The following is a 16,482-nucleotide window of genomic DNA, read 5'->3' on the forward strand; positions in this document are numbered from 1 at the left end:
TCAGCTACCCAGCAAACGCAGCATTTCCGCTTCGTCGATGACTTCAATGCCCAGTTCCTGCGCCTTCGCCAGTTTAGATCCTGCAGCTTCACCCGCTATCACCAGATCGGTTTTCTTCGACACGCTGCCCGCGACTTTCGCGCCCAGTTCGACCAGTCGAGCTTTAGCGTCATCACGCGACATCTGGCTTAAGCTGCCCGTAAGCACCACGGTTTTACCAGCAAACGGGCTGTCAATCTCTTCCGCGTTGATAACGATCGGCGCAGGCCAGTGAACACCTTCCGCCAACAGCTCGCTGATGACATTGCGGTTGCTTTCTTCGGCAAAGAAGTTGTGAACGTGGGATGCAACGACAATGCCAACATCAGGCACCTTTTGCAGTTCTTCAATCGAAGCGGCTTCCAGCGCTTCCAGCGTGCCGAAATATGCCGCCAGACCTGCTGCGGTGGCCTCGCCGACTTCACGGATGCCAAGTGCATAGAGGAAGCGAGCAAAGGTGGTTTCTTTCGCTTTTTCCAGCGCGTTAACCACGTTTTGTGCCGATTTTGGCCCCATACGCTCCAGTCCGGTCAGTTTGCCTGCGGTGAGTTTGAACAGATCCGCCGGAGTGTGGACATATTCTTTTTCAACCAGCTGATCGATGATTTTGTCGCCCATTCCGTCAACATCCATCGCACGGCGGGAAACAAAGTGTTTCAGCGACTCTTTACGCTGCGCACCGCAAATCAGGCCACCGGTACAGCGGGCAACCGCTTCACCTTCCACACGCTCAACGTCAGAACCACATACCGGACAATGCGTCGGGAATACAACCTCACGGGTATCTTCCGGGCGTTCAGAAAGCACGACGTTAACCACCTGCGGGATCACGTCGCCAGCGCGGCGAATCACCACTTTATCGCCAATGCGTAAACCAAGACGTTCGATTTCATCCGCATTGTGTAAGGTTGCGTTACTCACCAGCACGCCAGCAACATGGACAGGTTCCAGACGCGCAACAGGCGTAATCGCGCCAGTACGCCCAACCTGAAACTCGACGTCACGCACAAAGGTCATCTGTTCCTGCGCCGGGAATTTAAACGCTACCGCCCAGCGCGGGGCTCGCGCGACAAAGCCAAGCTGCTCCTGCTGTGCCAGTGAGTTGACCTTAATCACCACGCCGTCGATATCAAAGCCCAGCATCGGGCGGTCTTCTTCCACTTTGTGATAGAACGCCAGCACTTCTTCCGCCGATTCACAAAGCGTTACCCGATCGCTGACCGGCAACCCCCACTTTTTAAATTGCAGTAAACGGCCAAGATGAGTATCCGGCAGCTCGCCACCTTCCAGAACACCAACGCCATAGCAGAAAAAAGTGAGCGGTCGCTTCGCTGTAATACGCGGATCAAGCTGACGCAGTGAACCAGCTGCCGCATTACGTGGGTTAGCAAACACTTTCCCGCCCGTGCGTCGCGCATCTTCGTTAATCTTTTCGAACCCCGCCTGCGGCAGGAACACTTCACCACGCACTTCCAGACGCGCCGGGATATTCTCTCCGTGCAGCTTCAGCGGAATGGCGCGAATAGTACGCACATTAGACGTGATATCTTCCCCGGTGGTGCCATCGCCACGGGTCGCGGCACTGACTAAAACGCCATTTTCATACAGAATACTGACAGCAAGGCCATCCAGCTTCAGCTCACAGCACCAGGTGACTTTCTCGTTGCTTTTCAGACGGTCCTGCACACGTTTGTTGAAAGCAAGAAAGCTTTCTTCATCAAAAACGTTATCCAGCGACAGCATTGGCACTTCATGGCGGATCTGGCTGAAAGCCGCCAGCGGCGCAGCACCTACACGTTGGGTAGGCGAATCAGGCGTAATCAGTTCTGGATGTTTGGTTTCCAGCTCGCGCAATTCGCGCATCAGCCTGTCGTATTCAGCGTCGGGAATTTCCGGCGCATCCATCACATGATAAAGATATTCATGATGGCGAAGCGTCGTTCGCAGTTCTGTCAGTTGTTGTTCGATTGATTCCATATCGCACCATCAATGCTAAAAACCCCCGACAAGCGGGGGTTCGAAGAGGAGTTAATTTGCCTTAAGTGTATCAGGCGTTGGCGTCTTTAACTTCGCGGATGATGTCCTGATACTCGCGCAATTTCTGCGGAGTCATCATACGGCGCTGATCGTCAAGCACGACACCGCCCACTTCATCGGCAATATGCTGCGCAGATTGCAGCATCAGCTTGAAGTTCTGCAGCTCGTCACCGTAAGACGGTACCTGCATAAAGATAGTGACACCCGGAGTAGTGAAATCCTTCATTTCAGGATCAAAGGTTCCCGGTTTCACCATATTCGCCAGGCTGAATAACGCCGGGCCGCTGCCATCCGGGCTAAGATGACGATGGTAAATATTCATATCGCCAAAAATGAAGCCCGCTTGTTGAATGCTGTTAAGAAGCAGTTCACCGTTTAGCTCGCTACCGTGATGCGCCGCGACGTTCATGATAATCACCGCTTCTTTGCGCTTCGGTTTATCCATAACTGGAGCCGGTTCCGCTACAGGCTCAGGCTGTGGTGCCGCTACGGGTTCTGCAGGCTGGAAAGCCTGTTGTGCCGGTTGCGGTGCTGAATGCACTGGCTGCGGCGCTGGCGCGACCTGTGGCGAAACTGGCTGCTGCAACGGCTGTTCAGGCTGCGGCTGATAGGCAGGCTGCTGCACGGGTTGCTGCACCGGCTGCGCTGGACGCGGAACATGTTGCGGCGGTACCTGCGCTTCAGGCGGCTGCTGGACCGGTTGACGCGGCTGCGCAGACGCATAAGGCGGTTGGTACTGGTGTTGCGGCGACGGACGAGCAGCCTCATGCTCCTGGGCGTTAGCCGGGGCATGATTCACGCGGTGAACACGAACCTCACCAACGCCCTCATCATCTTCGACATCCTCGTCATAAGAATCGTCGTCACGTTTTGACTTCATTCGTTTTAATGGCCGATCGCGGAACATAGAAGATCGTTCTTTACGGCTGGTCCAGAAACCATGTACCAGTAAAGCGATTATGGCGATCGCGCCAACAATGATTAATATCAGACGCAAATCCTGCATCATTATATTCTCTGTTGTTCTAACACCTTGCCACCACGGCAAACATTTACTCACTAAGAGTATTTGCCGATTACCTCAAGTGCAAGTGCACTATTAACTTTCACAGCACAAAGATAGATGAAATCGTGCTTTTTGCTGTTTTTTCGAACATATCCTAACTGCCCATTGCGCAATTACCCGGTAAAATACGCACAATTTTCCTGGGATTGGTCAAAAGGAGCTCATCCTGATTATGGTTTCATCATTCACATCTGCCCCACGCAGCGGTTTTTACTATTTTGCGCAAGGCTGGAAGCTCGTCTCGCAACCTGGGATTCGGCGTTTCGTTATTTTACCGCTGCTGGTCAATATTTTGTTGATGGGGGGCGCATTCTGGTGGCTCTTTACGCAACTCGATGTCTGGATCCCGACTCTCATGAGTTATGTTCCGGACTGGTTACAATGGCTGAGCTATCTGTTGTGGCCTCTGGCTGTCATCTCTGTGCTGTTAGTGTTTGGCTATTTCTTCTCCACGATTGCTAACTGGATTGCCGCTCCGTTTAACGGTTTATTGGCTGAACAACTGGAAGCACGATTGACTGGCGCTACACCGCCAGATACCGGGATTTTCGGTATCATGAAAGATGTGCCGCGAATCATGAAACGCGAATGGCAAAAATTTGCCTGGTATCTGCCACGCGCAATTGTATTGCTAATTCTTTACTTCATCCCTGGTATTGGGCAAACCGTCGCGCCGGTACTGTGGTTCCTGTTTAGCGCCTGGATGTTAGCCATCCAGTATTGCGATTACCCCTTCGATAACCACAAAGTACCGTTTAAAGAGATGCGCACCGCCCTGCGCACACGCAAAATCACCAATATGCAGTTTGGTGCTTTAACCAGCCTGTTTACGATGATCCCGCTGCTTAATCTGTTCATCATGCCCGTTGCCGTTTGTGGCGCGACGGCGATGTGGGTCGATTGCTATCGCGATAAACACGCGATGTGGCGGTAACAATCTACCGGTTATTTTGTAAACCGTTTGTGTGGAACAGGGGTGGCTTATGCCGCCCCTTATTCCATCTTGCATGTCATTATTTCCCTTCTGTATATAGATATGCTAAATCCTTACTTCCGCATATTCTCTGAGCGGGTATGCTACCTGTTGTATCCCAATTTCATACAGTTAAGGACAGGCCATGAGTAAGATTTTTGAAGATAACTCGCTGACTATCGGTCACACGCCGCTGGTTCGCCTGAATCGCATCGGTAACGGACGCATTCTGGCGAAGGTGGAATCTCGTAACCCCAGCTTCAGCGTTAAGTGCCGTATCGGTGCCAACATGATTTGGGATGCCGAAAAGCGCGGCGTGCTGAAACCAGGCGTTGAACTGGTTGAACCGACCAGCGGTAATACCGGGATTGCACTGGCCTATGTAGCTGCCGCTCGCGGTTACAAACTCACCCTGACCATGCCAGAAACCATGAGTATTGAACGCCGCAAGCTGCTGAAAGCGTTAGGTGCAAACCTGGTGCTGACCGAAGGTGCTAAAGGCATGAAAGGCGCAATCCAAAAAGCAGAAGAAATTGTCGCCAGCAATCCAGAGAAATACCTGCTGCTGCAACAATTCAGCAATCCGGCAAACCCTGAAATTCACGAAAAGACCACCGGTCCGGAGATCTGGGAAGATACCGACGGTCAGGTTGATGTATTTATTGCTGGCGTTGGGACTGGCGGTACGCTGACTGGCGTCAGCCGCTACATTAAAGGCACCAAAGGAAAGACCGATCTTATCTCTGTCGCCGTTGAGCCAACCGATTCTCCAGTTATCGCCCAGGCGCTGGCAGGTGAAGAGATTAAACCTGGCCCGCATAAAATTCAGGGTATTGGCGCTGGTTTTATCCCGGCTAACCTCGATCTCAAGCTGGTCGATAAAGTCATTGGCATCACCAATGAAGAAGCCATTTCTACCGCCCGTCGTCTAATGGAAGAAGAAGGTATTCTTGCAGGTATCTCTTCTGGAGCAGCTGTTGCCGCGGCGTTGAAACTACAAGAAGATGAAAGCTTTACCAACAAGAATATTGTGGTTATTCTACCATCATCGGGTGAGCGTTATTTAAGCACCGCATTGTTTGCCGATCTCTTCACTGAGAAAGAATTGCAACAGTAATGCCAGCTTGTTAAAAATGCGTAAAAAAGCACCTTTTTAGGTGCTTTTTTGTGGCCTGCTTCAAACTTTCGCCCCTCCTGGCATTGATTCAGCCTGTCGGAACTGGTATTTAACCAGACTAATTATTTTGATGCGCGAAATTAATCGTTACAGGAAAAGCCAAAGCTGAATCGATTTTATGATTTGGTTCAATTCTTCCTTTAGCGGCATAATGTTTAATGACGTACGAAACGTCAGCGGTCAACACCCGCCAGCAATGGACTGTATTGCGCTCTTCGTGCGTCGCGTCTGTTAAAAACTGGCGCTAACAATACAGGCTAAAGTCGAACCGCCAGGCTAGACTTTAGTTCCACAACACTAAACCTATAAGTTGGGGAAATACAATGTTCCAGCAAGAAGTTACCATTACCGCTCCGAACGGTCTGCACACCCGCCCTGCTGCCCAGTTTGTAAAAGAAGCTAAGGGCTTCACTTCTGAAATTACTGTGACTTCCAACGGCAAAAGCGCCAGCGCGAAAAGCCTGTTTAAACTGCAGACTCTGGGCCTGACTCAAGGTACCGTTGTGACTATCTCCGCAGAAGGCGAAGACGAGCAGAAAGCGGTTGAACATCTGGTTAAACTGATGGCGGAACTCGAGTAATTTCCCGGGTTCTTTTAAAAATCAGTCACAAGTAAGGTAGGGTTATGATTTCAGGCATTTTAGCATCCCCGGGTATCGCTTTCGGTAAAGCTCTGCTTCTGAAAGAAGACGAAATTGTCATTGACCGGAAAAAAATTTCTGCCGACCAGGTTGATCAGGAAGTTGAACGTTTTCTGAGCGGTCGTGCCAAGGCATCAGCCCAGCTGGAAACGATCAAAACGAAAGCTGGTGAAACGTTCGGTGAAGAAAAAGAAGCCATCTTTGAAGGGCATATTATGCTGCTCGAAGATGAGGAGCTGGAGCAGGAAATCATAGCCCTGATTAAAGATAAGCACATGACAGCTGACGCAGCTGCTCATGAAGTTATCGAAGGTCAGGCTTCTGCCCTGGAAGAGCTGGATGATGAATACCTGAAAGAACGTGCGGCTGACGTACGTGATATCGGTAAGCGCCTGCTGCGCAACATCCTGGGCCTGAAGATTATCGACCTGAGCGCCATTCAGGATGAAGTCATTCTGGTTGCCGCTGACCTGACGCCGTCCGAAACCGCACAGCTGAACCTGAAGAAGGTGCTGGGTTTCATCACCGACGCGGGTGGCCGTACTTCCCACACCTCTATCATGGCGCGTTCTCTGGAACTGCCTGCTATCGTGGGTACCGGTAGCGTCACCTCTCAGGTGAAAAATGACGACTATCTGATTCTGGATGCCGTAAATAATCAGGTTTACGTCAATCCAACCAACGAAGTTATTGATAAAATGCGCGCTGTTCAGGAGCAAGTGGCTTCTGAAAAAGCAGAGCTTGCTAAACTGAAAGATCTGCCAGCTATTACGCTGGACGGTCACCAGGTAGAAGTATGCGCTAACATTGGTACGGTTCGTGACGTTGAAGGTGCAGAGCGTAACGGCGCTGAAGGCGTTGGTCTGTATCGTACTGAGTTCCTGTTCATGGACCGCGACGCGCTGCCCACTGAAGAAGAACAGTTTGCTGCTTACAAAGCAGTGGCTGAAGCGTGTGGCTCGCAAGCGGTTATCGTTCGTACCATGGACATCGGCGGCGACAAAGAGCTGCCATACATGAACTTCCCGAAAGAAGAGAACCCGTTCCTCGGCTGGCGCGCTATCCGTATCGCGATGGATCGTAAAGAGATCCTGCGCGATCAGCTCCGCGCTATCCTGCGTGCCTCGGCTTTCGGTAAATTGCGCATTATGTTCCCGATGATCATCTCTGTTGAAGAAGTGCGTGCACTGCGCAAAGAGATCGAAATCTACAAACAGGAACTGCGCGACGAAGGTAAAGCGTTTGACGAGTCAATTGAAATCGGCGTAATGGTGGAAACACCGGCTGCCGCAACAATTGCACGTCATTTAGCCAAAGAAGTTGATTTCTTTAGTATCGGCACCAATGATTTAACGCAGTACACTCTGGCAGTTGACCGTGGTAATGATATGATTTCACACCTTTACCAGCCAATGTCACCGTCCGTGCTGAACTTGATCAAGCAAGTTATTGATGCTTCTCATGCTGAAGGCAAATGGACTGGCATGTGTGGTGAGCTTGCTGGCGATGAACGTGCTACACTTCTGTTGCTGGGGATGGGTCTGGACGAATTCTCTATGAGTGCCATTTCTATCCCGCGCATTAAGAAGATTATCCGTAACACGAACTTCGAAGATGCGAAGGTGTTAGCAGAGCAGGCTCTTGCTCAACCGACAACGGACGAGTTAATGACGCTGGTTAACAAGTTCATTGAAGAAAAAACAATCTGCTAATCCACGAGATGCGGCCCAATTTACTGCTTAGGAGAAGATCATGGGTTTGTTCGATAAACTGAAATCTCTGGTTTCCGACGACAAGAAGGATACCGGAACTATTGAGATCATTGCTCCGCTCTCTGGCGAGATCGTCAATATCGAAGACGTGCCGGATGTCGTTTTTGCGGAAAAAATCGTTGGTGATGGTATTGCTATCAAACCAACGGGTAACAAAATGGTCGCGCCTGTAGACGGCACCATTGGTAAAATCTTTGAAACCAACCACGCATTCTCTATCGAATCTGATAGCGGCGTTGAACTGTTCGTCCACTTCGGTATCGACACCGTTGAACTGAAAGGCGAAGGCTTCAAGCGTATTGCTGAAGAAGGTCAGCGCGTGAAAGTTGGCGATACTGTCATTGAATTTGATCTGCCGCTGCTGGAAGAGAAAGCCAAGTCTACCCTGACTCCGGTTGTTATCTCCAACATGGACGAAATCAAAGAACTGATCAAACTGTCCGGTAGCGTGACTGTGGGTGAAACCCCGGTTATCCGCATCAAGAAGTAATTCTTGCCGCAGTGAAAAATGGCGCCCATCGGCGCCATTTTTTTATGCTTCCGCCAGCGGCGGCAAAATCAATTCATCGCTCTCATGCTGCTGGGTGTAGCGCATCACTTCCAGTACGCGCAACCCCGCGCGGTGCACCGCATCGTTTAATGCCTTCCCTTTCAGCAAACCACTGATAAGCTGAGCACAAAACAGGTCGCCAGTCCCTTTCAGGTCGGTTTTTACCCGTGAATGGGAAATGACATTCACGCTGTCGGCAGTGACCACCACCACCTGCATCTCCTGATTTTCTTCATTACCGGAGGCGCTGGTAATCACCACCCATTTTAATGTGTCTGAAAGCAGACTTTTTGCGGCAGCAATGGCACTGTCGAGATCGCGGCAATTTTTACCGGTCAGGATTTCCAGCTCAAAGATATTGGGGGTAATTCCCTGCGCCAGCGGCAGTAAATATTGTCGATACGCTTCGGGAAGGTCAGGTTTGACATAAATTCCGCTATCAATATCGCCAATCACCGGATCGACCATGATCAATAGGTCAGGATGGTCTTTGCGTAGCGCAGCCAGCCACTCGGCAAGGATTTGGATTTGCGATGCCGTTCCCATATAGCCCGTGGTTACAGCACGAAGTTGGCGCAGCGCATCACGCTCCTGAAGCGCACGCAAATAACCGCTAAACCATTCGTCCGGAATCGCACCACCGTAAAAAGTGTCATAATGCGGCGTATTGCTCAGCAATACCGTCGGCACGGCAAAGACATTCAGGCCGTTCTGTTTGATAGCAGGCACCGCAATGCTGTTGCCTACGCTGCCGTACACTACCTGCGACTGCACGGCGACGATATCCGCCTGCAGCGCCCTGCTCTTATCGTTAAACAACAACAAACTACTCATTTAATTTTTTCTCCTTGCCGATGATCCTCATCGTATTCCAACCGAAACTTTACCTGATTCTGGCAGTCAAATCGGCTATCACAAAACAAGGATAAGGTAATTCAATGAAGAAAATCATTTGTCTGGTCATTACACTACTAATGACACTCCCCGCTTACGCGACGTTAACGGCTCATGAAGAAGCCCGCATCAACGCCATGCTGGAGGGATTAGCACAGAAAAAGGATTTGATATTTGTGCGCAACGGCGATGAACATACCTGCGATGAAGCGGTTTCCCACCTGCGTCTGAAGCTCGGCAATACCCGTAACCGCATTGACACTGCCGAGCAGTTTATTGATAAGGTTGCTTCGTCATCATCGATTACCGGGAAACCGTATATTGTGAAGATGCCCGGTAAGAGCGATGAGAATGCACAGCCTTTTTTACATGCGTTAATTGCGCAGACGGATAAAAGGGTGCCTGCGCAATAATCTTAAATCCCCGCCCCCTGGCTAAAATGCTCTTCCCCAAACACCCCGGTCGAAAGGTAGCGATCGCCGCGATCGCAGATGATCGCTACCACCACCGCGCCAGGGTTAGCTTTTGCCACCCGCAGTGCTCCGGCAACCGCGCCGCCGGAGCTGACGCCACAGAATATTCCTTCCCGCACAGCCAGTTCGCGCATGGTGTTTTCCGCATCGCTCTGATGAATATCCAGCACCTCATCCACCAGCGAAGCGTTGAAAACCCCCGGCAGATATTCCGCAGGCCAGCGGCGAATGCCGGGAATGCTACTGCCTTCTTCCGGCTGCAGGCCAACAATGGTCACCGGTTTGGATTGTTCGCGCATAAAGCGTGAAACGCCGGTGATAGTGCCGGTTGTTCCCATGCTGGAGACAAAATGGGTAATGCGCCCGCCAGTCTGCTGCCAGATTTCCGGCCCGGTGGTGGTGTAATGCGCATAAGGGTTATCGGGATTATTGAACTGATCGAGCAGCTTTCCTTCACCACGATTCGCCATCTCCAGCGCCAGATCGCGCGCACCTTCCATGCCCTGCTCTTTGGTGACAAGAATCAGTTCCGCACCATAAGCACGCATCGCCGCACGGCGTTCCTGGCTCATGTTGTCGGGCATCAGCAATTTCATGCGATAGCCTTTAAGCGCGGCAATCATTGCCAGCGCAATGCCGGTGTTACCACTGGTGGCTTCGATCAACACATCGCCCGGTTTAATCTCGCCGCGCTTTTCCGCCTCGACGATCATGGAAAGCGCCGCACGATCTTTCACCGAACCTGCCGGGTTATTGCCTTCCAGTTTTAACCACACTTCACTGCCGTTATTCGGCCCCATTCGCTGCAACTTCACCAGAGGCGTATTGCCTATTGTTTGTTCTAATGTACTCACGATCTCTGTCCATACGTGGTGTTGCCTGATGCGACGCTTGCCGCGTTTTATCAGGCCTACAGGTTACAAACCTTGCCATTAAAAAGCCCGGATCGCGGGAAGCGCCTCCGGGCGTTTAACATTCACTCAACCTATCAGGCGCTTTGTGCGAGAGCAAGTTCCTCATCTCGGGTTTCGATACGCTCGTCGCCGTTATACAGCCGCGCATGTTGCAGACCAACGAATAAACGCTCGCCACGCTGCGGGGCATCGTCGCCATGCATCACGACCGTCAGCGGTTCGTTGTACCACCCCAGCGGCTGCACCACTAATTGGGTGTAGTGACCTTTCGGGCTGGCTTCCAGTACCTGTACCGGCAGCGGCGAATCGAGACTGGTACGGCGGCTGATATCCACTTCCCACGGGCGCAGGAAGAGATCCACCGGCCCCTGATACGCAGGTGTGTAGCCCAGCGGCCAGCGATGTGCGCCAACATGGAACTGCCCGCCGCGAATGGTTCCCTGCAGGCGGTTCACTTCGCCCATAAATTCGAGCACAAAACGGGTCGCTGGTTCGCGCCATACCTGGTCCGGCGCATCAGCCTGCTCGATATTGCCCTGGCTCATCACCACTACACGATCAGCTACTTCGGTCGCTTCTTCCTGATCGTGGGTCACAAAAACGCTGGTGAATTTTAGTTCTTCATGGAGTTGACGCAGCCAGCGACGCAGCTCTTTACGCACCTGCGCATCCAGCGCGCCAAACGGTTCATCAAGCAGCAGAATTTGCGGTTCCACAGCCAGCGCACGCGCCAGCGCCACACGCTGTTTCTGGCCGCCGGATAGCTGCGCCGGATAACGATCCGCCAGATGAGCAAGCTGCACCATCTCCAGCAATTTTGTCACTTTCGCTTTGATCGCCGCGGCATTCGGGCGCTCGCGACGCGGCAGCACCGTCAGGCCAAAAGCGATATTGTCGAATACCGTCATATGGCGGAACAGCGCGTAATGCTGGAACACGAAACCGACCTTGCGATCGCGCGCGTGCAGGCGGCTCACGTCGGTGCCGTGGAAGCGAATATGCCCGCTGGTTTGATGCTCCAACCCGGCGATAATGCGCAGCAGCGTGGTTTTCCCGGAACCGGACGGCCCCAGCAACGCGACCATCTGACCAGAAGGAATATCCAGTGAGATATCGTTCAGCACCTGGGTGCGACCAAACGACTTCTTAATATTGGCAATCTCAATGCTCATGATGTTCCTCCTGCTGTGCGCGTTTTTCCTGATTCTCCAGGCGCCACTGCAACATACTTTTTAAAAACAGGGTGATAATCGCCATCAGCGTTAACAGCGCCGCAGCGGTAAAGGAGCCGACGGTGTTGTAGTCCTGCTCCAGCAATTCAATCTGTAACGGCAGCGACAGGGTTTCGCCGCGAATCGAGCCGGAAACCACCGACACCGCGCCAAACTCGCCAATCGCGCGGGCGTTGGTCAGCACCACGCCATAAAGCAGCGCCCAGCGGATGTTCGGCAATGTGACACGGCGGAACATCTGCCAGCCGGATGCGCCAAGCAAAATCGCCGCTTCGTCTTCCTGACTGCCCTGGCTTAACATCACCGGCACCAGTTCGCGCACCACAAACGGACACGTCACGAAGATCGTGACCAGCACCATTCCGGGCCAGGAGAACATAATTTGCAGATTATGTTCATCCAGCCAGCCGCCGAGCGGGCCGTTGGAGCCGTAGAACAGCAGATACACCAGACCGGCAACCACCGGTGACACGGCAAAAGGAATGTCCAGTAGCGTCAGCAGTAACTGGCGTCCGGGGAAGTTAAAGCGCGTCACCAGCCAGGCCAGCAGAATGCCGAACACCAGGTTCACCGGTACGGCAATCAGCGCAATCATCACCGTCAGCCAGATAGCGTGCAGCATGTCCGGATCGGCCAGATTTTGTAAAACCGGCATCAGCCCTTTGCTGAATGCCTGCACGAAGATGTAAATCATCGGCACCAGCAGGATGAACGCCGAAACCAGCATCCCGATGCCAATTAGAAACCATTTGCCCCAGTTAATCGGGCGCGCGTCATAACGCTTCAATTGTGTCACTTCCGCCATTAATGACCTACCACACGCCGACCAAAGCGACTTTGCAGAGTGTTAATTGAGAACAGCAGTATCAGGGATGCCGCGAGGATCACCGAAGCAATCGCGCTCGCCGCCGGGTAATCAAACTCCTGCAAGCGCACAAAAATCATCAGCGACGTCACTTCCGTCTTCCACGCGATGTTCCCGGCGATAAATATCACCGCGCCAAATTCACCAAGACTACGGGTAAACGACAGCGCCACGCCCGCCACCAGCGCCGGAGAAAGCTCCGGCAGCACCACTTTGCAGAAACTCTGCCAGCGCGTTGCACCAAGCGTTTCCGCCGCTTCTTCATATTCCGGGCCTAACTCTTCCAGCACCGGCTGCACGGTACGCACCACAAACGGAATGCTGGTAAAGGCCATCGCCACCGCAATCCCAAGCCAGGTGTAGGTGACTTTGATATCAAACTTCGCCAGCCATTCACCGTAAAAACCGTTCACGGAAAAGAGCGAGGCCAGCGTTAAACCGGCGACTGCCGTTGGCAGCGCAAAGGGTAAATCCATCAGCGCATCAAGCAGCGTGCGGCCAGGGAAGCGATAACGAGTTAAGATCCACGCCATCAGCAGGCCGAAAACGCCGTTAAAAATCGACGCCACAAACGCCGACAGCAGCGTCACTTTATAGGCTGCGACCACCTGCGGGTTGGTGATCACCTCCCAGTACTGCGCCCAGCTCATCTGGGCCAGCTGCATCACCAGCGCGGAGAGTGGCAGGAGCAAAATCAGGCAAACAAACAGCAGACTGGTGCCGAGGCTTAAGGTAAAGCCCGGCAGCACGCGTCTTGAAGAAACTGCAAACATTAATTACGCCCCGCCGCTAACAGCTTGTCTAACTCGCCGCCGCTGGTGAAGTGGGTTTTCATCACTTCCGGCCAGGAGCCAAATTTGTCTTCCACGCGGAACAGCTCGGTCTGAGGGAATTTATCTTTCAGTTTGTCCATGACTTCCGGGTTATTCACGCGGTAGTAATAGTCGGTGATGATGGTTTGCGCCTGCGGGCTGTAGAGCCAGTTCAGGTAGGCTTTGGCGGCTTTTTCGGTACCGTTGGCCTGCACGTTTTTATCAACCCACGCCACCGGGAATTCCGCCAGAATGTTGGTTTTCGGAATCACCACTTCAAAGCCCTGCGCTTCATACTGTTTGCGGATGTTGTTCACTTCCGACTCGAAGCTGATCAGCACATCGCCCAGGCCGCGCTCGGCAAAGGTGGTGGTCGCGCCACGACCGCCGGTATCGAACACTTCAACGTTTTTCAGGAACTGAGTCATAAACTGTTCGGTTTTGGCTTTGTCGCCACCGTCAGCTTTATCCGCTGCACCCCATGCTGCCAGGTAGGTATAACGCGCGTTACCAGACGTTTTCGGGTTCGGGAAAATCAGTTTCACGTCGGAGCGCACCAGGTCGTTCCAGTCGTGGATATTTTTCGGGTTGCCCTTACGCACCAGGAAGCCCATGGTTGAGTAGAACGGCGAGCTGTTATTCGGCAGGCGCGACTGCCAGTCGGCCGGGATCAGCTTGCCTTTATCGTGCAGAATTTGTACGTCGGTCACCTGGTTATAAGTGACAACGTCGGCTTTTAAGCCCTGCAAAATTGCCAGCGCCTGTTTTGATGACCCGGCATGAGATTGTTTTATCGTCAGTTTGTCACCGCCGTTATCTTTGGCCCATTGTTGCTCAAACGGCGGGTTCAGGGCGGCAAACAGCTCGCGGGAGACGTCATAAGAACTGTTCAGCAGTTCCGTTGCCTGTACATGGCCCGCCAGCAGCAGAGAAGCGACCAGCGCGAGTGAGTTCTTTTTCAGTAAGTTAACGGCCATTGCGCACCCTTATAAATTTAATGACTTTCTAATAGCCATCATATTTATAACGGACGTGAAAGGAGTAACGGTTTTATATACCGTTTGGTGATTTGGAAGTTGAAAAGGGAATAAGACGAAATCCTCCCCACACATGCAGGGAGGAAACAGAAGTGAATCAGATACCGACGCTGACCGTCTCCGGCAGTGTGCTGCCGCCATCAATCACATTCTGTGTACCGGTTAAATAGCTGGATTCATCCGATGCGAGGAAGGCCGCCAGTTCGCCGACTTCCAGCGGATCGGCGAGGCGACGCAGCGGGATTGCTTTTGCCATATCAGTCAGCACCGACTCTGGATCTTCCGGGTTCGACTGGCGGGCAATGCTTTCCGCCATTGGCGTGCGGACGTATCCCGGGCAGATGGCGTTAACGCGAATACCAGACTGCGCGTACTCCACCGCCAGCGATTTAGTCAGGCCAACAATCGCCGCTTTCGTTAAGGCGTACGCCGTTTCACCCGGATCGGCCACCATATCGCCAGTGACCGAAGACATCATCACAATGCGACCATCTTTGCGGGCAATCATCTCCGGCAGCACCGCCTTCGTGACGTTCCATACGCCTTTAATATTGATGTCAATATGGAAATCGCGATCGTCATCGCTCATATCGAGGAAACTGCCCAGACGACAAACGCCTGCGTTATTCACCAGGATATCAATGCGCCCTTCTTTTTCCTTCGCGCGCTTGATAGCTGCGGCTACCGACGCCGGGTCACGCACATCGGCGACAACCGCCGTACAGCGATGACCACGACCACACAGTTCGTCCGCCAGCTTTTCGATCTCAGGGGAGATATCCAGCAAGATTAGGTTTGCGCCATGACGTGCAAAAGTTCTGGCAATGCCTTCGCCAATTCCCTGCAATGCGCCCGTAATCAGTGCTGTCTTGCCCGTGAGTTTACCCATTTTAATGCTCTCCTTGTTAATACAGAGCGTTACACTCCATTCCCTCTGAAAATACAGGATAAACAAAATATTGCTGCGGATCAGCTCACTAATTCAGGAAAATCTCAATCCAGTCGCTGCTTTATGCATCATTTCAGGCGTTGTGTTAGCTCACTGCTGCGCTCAATCATTTTCAATGACTCCACATCATTGAGTTGCACAAGGCCAACAAACAGTAAATCGGTAACAGAATTTTGCGCCGTGCGGGTGGACATCGACGAGCTACGCCACTCGGTTTCTCCGGAAACGGTATCGAGGGTGAAATGCGCCAGCCGCCGCAGCGGAGAGTCAGTCAGTGAAGTAATGGCAATCACCGTTGCCCCCTGCTTTCGCGCTGCCTCGGCGCACAACACAATCTCTTTTTTACTGCCGCTGTAAGAGATAGCGATTTGTACATCGCCTTTTTTCAGCGCCTGGGAAACGGTGGCTTGTACATGTGTGTCGGCTTCGCAGGCCACGCGATAGCCAATTTTCATCAGTTTGAACGACAGATCGCGCCCCACCAGCGCCGATCCGCCCAGGCCCGTTATCTGGATAAACGGTGCTTTACTGATGACCTCAATGATTTTTTGCAGCCGCGCGAAGTCAAACAACGCGCAGGTTTGCTCCAGTGCCAGCTGCTTTTCGCGATTCAGTTTGCGGGCAATCACTTCCAGCGAATCATCACTGGTAATCGAACTGTGCAGGTGCAGCGCCGTGGCATTCGTTTTCTCCCGGCTGGCACTGTATTCGCCAATTAACGCCATACGCAATTCAGTAAACCCTTGTGCGCCGAGCTTCTGGGCAAACTTCACAATACTCGACTGGCTAATGCCAAGCTGTTTCGCCATCTTGCGCGAAGAGACGGATTTCAGCTCACTCACGTTGGCCCGCAGAAAGTCAGCAATTTTTTGCTCGTTCCCGGTAAATTCACTTTCCGCATTGCGTATTTTCGTCAGATACAACATCTTCCACTCTCCTGGGATGGCAGCATAAATTCCGCTTAAGTTCTTATGACGCTCTTCACACTCTGCGAGTGTAGACTCAATGATTCCTTTAAGTCTGTCAATTCGGGATATATGATTCCATACAT

At 52.4% G+C, this 16,482-nt stretch carries 16 protein-coding genes; 6 read left to right on the plus strand and 10 right to left on the minus strand.

The features are described from left to right. The gene (ligA, locus tag HUZ68_RS16030) at positions 1 to 2,016 is read right to left on the minus strand and encodes an NAD-dependent DNA ligase LigA (RefSeq protein ID WP_069912908.1); all 2,016 of its coding nucleotides are present in this window, start codon (positions 2,014 to 2,016) and stop codon (positions 1 to 3) included. Positions 2,017 to 2,086: 70 nt separating this feature from the next. After that, a complete protein-coding gene (zipA, locus tag HUZ68_RS16035) occupies positions 2,087 to 3,085 on the minus strand; it encodes a cell division protein ZipA (RefSeq protein WP_069912907.1) in 999 nt (332 codons plus the stop codon). Between the two features lie 229 nt (positions 3,086 to 3,314). Between zipA and cysZ the strand changes: the two genes are divergently transcribed. The 5 genes from cysZ (at position 3,315) to crr (ending at position 8,195) form a co-directional block, all read left to right on the plus strand. After that, entirely contained in the window at positions 3,315 to 4,076 is a 762-nt protein-coding gene (gene cysZ / locus HUZ68_RS16040) for a sulfate transporter CysZ (protein ID WP_000254839.1), read from the plus strand. Positions 4,077 to 4,260: 184 nt separating this feature from the next. Beyond that, positions 4,261 to 5,232, plus strand: a complete 972-nt coding sequence (cysK, locus tag HUZ68_RS16045) for a cysteine synthase A (protein WP_000034402.1) — start codon at positions 4,261 to 4,263, stop codon at positions 5,230 to 5,232. A gap of 383 nt (positions 5,233 to 5,615) precedes the next feature. Further along, positions 5,616 to 5,873, plus strand: a complete 258-nt coding sequence (ptsH, locus tag HUZ68_RS16050; RefSeq protein ID WP_000487600.1) for a phosphocarrier protein Hpr — start codon at positions 5,616 to 5,618, stop codon at positions 5,871 to 5,873. A gap of 44 nt (positions 5,874 to 5,917) precedes the next feature. Beyond that, positions 5,918 to 7,645 carry a phosphoenolpyruvate-protein phosphotransferase PtsI gene (ptsI, locus tag HUZ68_RS16055; RefSeq protein WP_000623136.1) on the plus strand — a complete coding sequence of 576 codons (1,728 nt, stop codon included), beginning with the start codon at positions 5,918 to 5,920 and terminating at the stop codon, positions 7,643 to 7,645. A 40-nt stretch (positions 7,646 to 7,685) separates the two neighbouring features. Next, positions 7,686 to 8,195, plus strand: coding sequence for a PTS glucose transporter subunit IIA (gene crr / locus HUZ68_RS16060; RefSeq protein WP_000522247.1), 510 nt, complete (start codon positions 7,686 to 7,688; stop codon positions 8,193 to 8,195). Between the two features lie 42 nt (positions 8,196 to 8,237). Here crr and pdxK read toward each other — a convergent pair whose 3' ends face one another. Then, positions 8,238 to 9,089, minus strand: a complete 852-nt coding sequence (pdxK, locus tag HUZ68_RS16065; RefSeq protein ID WP_069912906.1) for a pyridoxine/pyridoxal/pyridoxamine kinase — start codon at positions 9,087 to 9,089, stop codon at positions 8,238 to 8,240. Positions 9,090 to 9,193: 104 nt separating this feature from the next. On the opposite strand from pdxK, the gene HUZ68_RS16070 reads away from it, so the two are divergent. After that, the gene (locus tag HUZ68_RS16070) at positions 9,194 to 9,562 is read left to right on the plus strand and encodes a YfeK family protein (protein ID WP_021557056.1); all 369 of its coding nucleotides are present in this window, start codon (positions 9,194 to 9,196) and stop codon (positions 9,560 to 9,562) included. Between the two features lie 2 nt (positions 9,563 to 9,564). On the opposite strand, the gene cysM is transcribed toward HUZ68_RS16070, so the two are convergent. The 7 genes from cysM to murR form a co-directional block, all read right to left on the minus strand. Then, positions 9,565 to 10,476 carry a cysteine synthase B gene (gene cysM, locus HUZ68_RS16075; protein ID WP_021557057.1) on the minus strand — a complete coding sequence of 304 codons (912 nt, stop codon included), beginning with the start codon at positions 10,474 to 10,476 and terminating at the stop codon, positions 9,565 to 9,567. A gap of 134 nt (positions 10,477 to 10,610) precedes the next feature. Further along, on the minus strand, positions 10,611 to 11,708 hold the full coding sequence (gene cysA / locus HUZ68_RS16080) for a sulfate/thiosulfate ABC transporter ATP-binding protein CysA (RefSeq protein WP_000021036.1): 1,098 nt from the start codon (positions 11,706 to 11,708) through the stop codon (positions 10,611 to 10,613). Further along, on the minus strand, positions 11,698 to 12,573 hold the full coding sequence (gene cysW, locus HUZ68_RS16085; protein WP_000852686.1) for a sulfate/thiosulfate ABC transporter permease CysW: 876 nt from the start codon (positions 12,571 to 12,573) through the stop codon (positions 11,698 to 11,700). Before cysW ends, cysA begins: the two co-directional genes overlap by 11 nt. After that, positions 12,573 to 13,406 carry a sulfate/thiosulfate ABC transporter permease CysT gene (gene cysT / locus HUZ68_RS16090; protein ID WP_000458405.1) on the minus strand — a complete coding sequence of 278 codons (834 nt, stop codon included), beginning with the start codon at positions 13,404 to 13,406 and terminating at the stop codon, positions 12,573 to 12,575. Before cysT ends, cysW begins: the two co-directional genes overlap by 1 nt. Next, positions 13,406 to 14,422: a thiosulfate/sulfate ABC transporter substrate-binding protein CysP gene (cysP, locus tag HUZ68_RS16095; protein WP_000290223.1), complete on the minus strand. Its 1,017-nt coding sequence runs from the start codon at positions 14,420 to 14,422 to the stop codon at positions 13,406 to 13,408. Before cysP ends, cysT begins: the two co-directional genes overlap by 1 nt. Before the next feature lie 157 nt (positions 14,423 to 14,579). After that, positions 14,580 to 15,371 (minus strand): SDR family oxidoreductase UcpA, encoded by a 792-nt coding sequence (ucpA, locus tag HUZ68_RS16100; RefSeq protein WP_000517428.1) that lies wholly within the window; start codon positions 15,369 to 15,371, stop codon positions 14,580 to 14,582. A gap of 128 nt (positions 15,372 to 15,499) precedes the next feature. Beyond that, positions 15,500 to 16,357, minus strand: coding sequence for an HTH-type transcriptional regulator MurR (gene murR / locus HUZ68_RS16105; RefSeq protein WP_021557058.1), 858 nt, complete (start codon positions 16,355 to 16,357; stop codon positions 15,500 to 15,502). Positions 16,358 to 16,482: the final 125 nt, after the last annotated feature.

It is taken from the genome of Shigella dysenteriae, from assembly GCF_022354085.1.
Taxonomy (GTDB): domain Bacteria; phylum Pseudomonadota; class Gammaproteobacteria; order Enterobacterales; family Enterobacteriaceae; genus Escherichia; species Escherichia coli.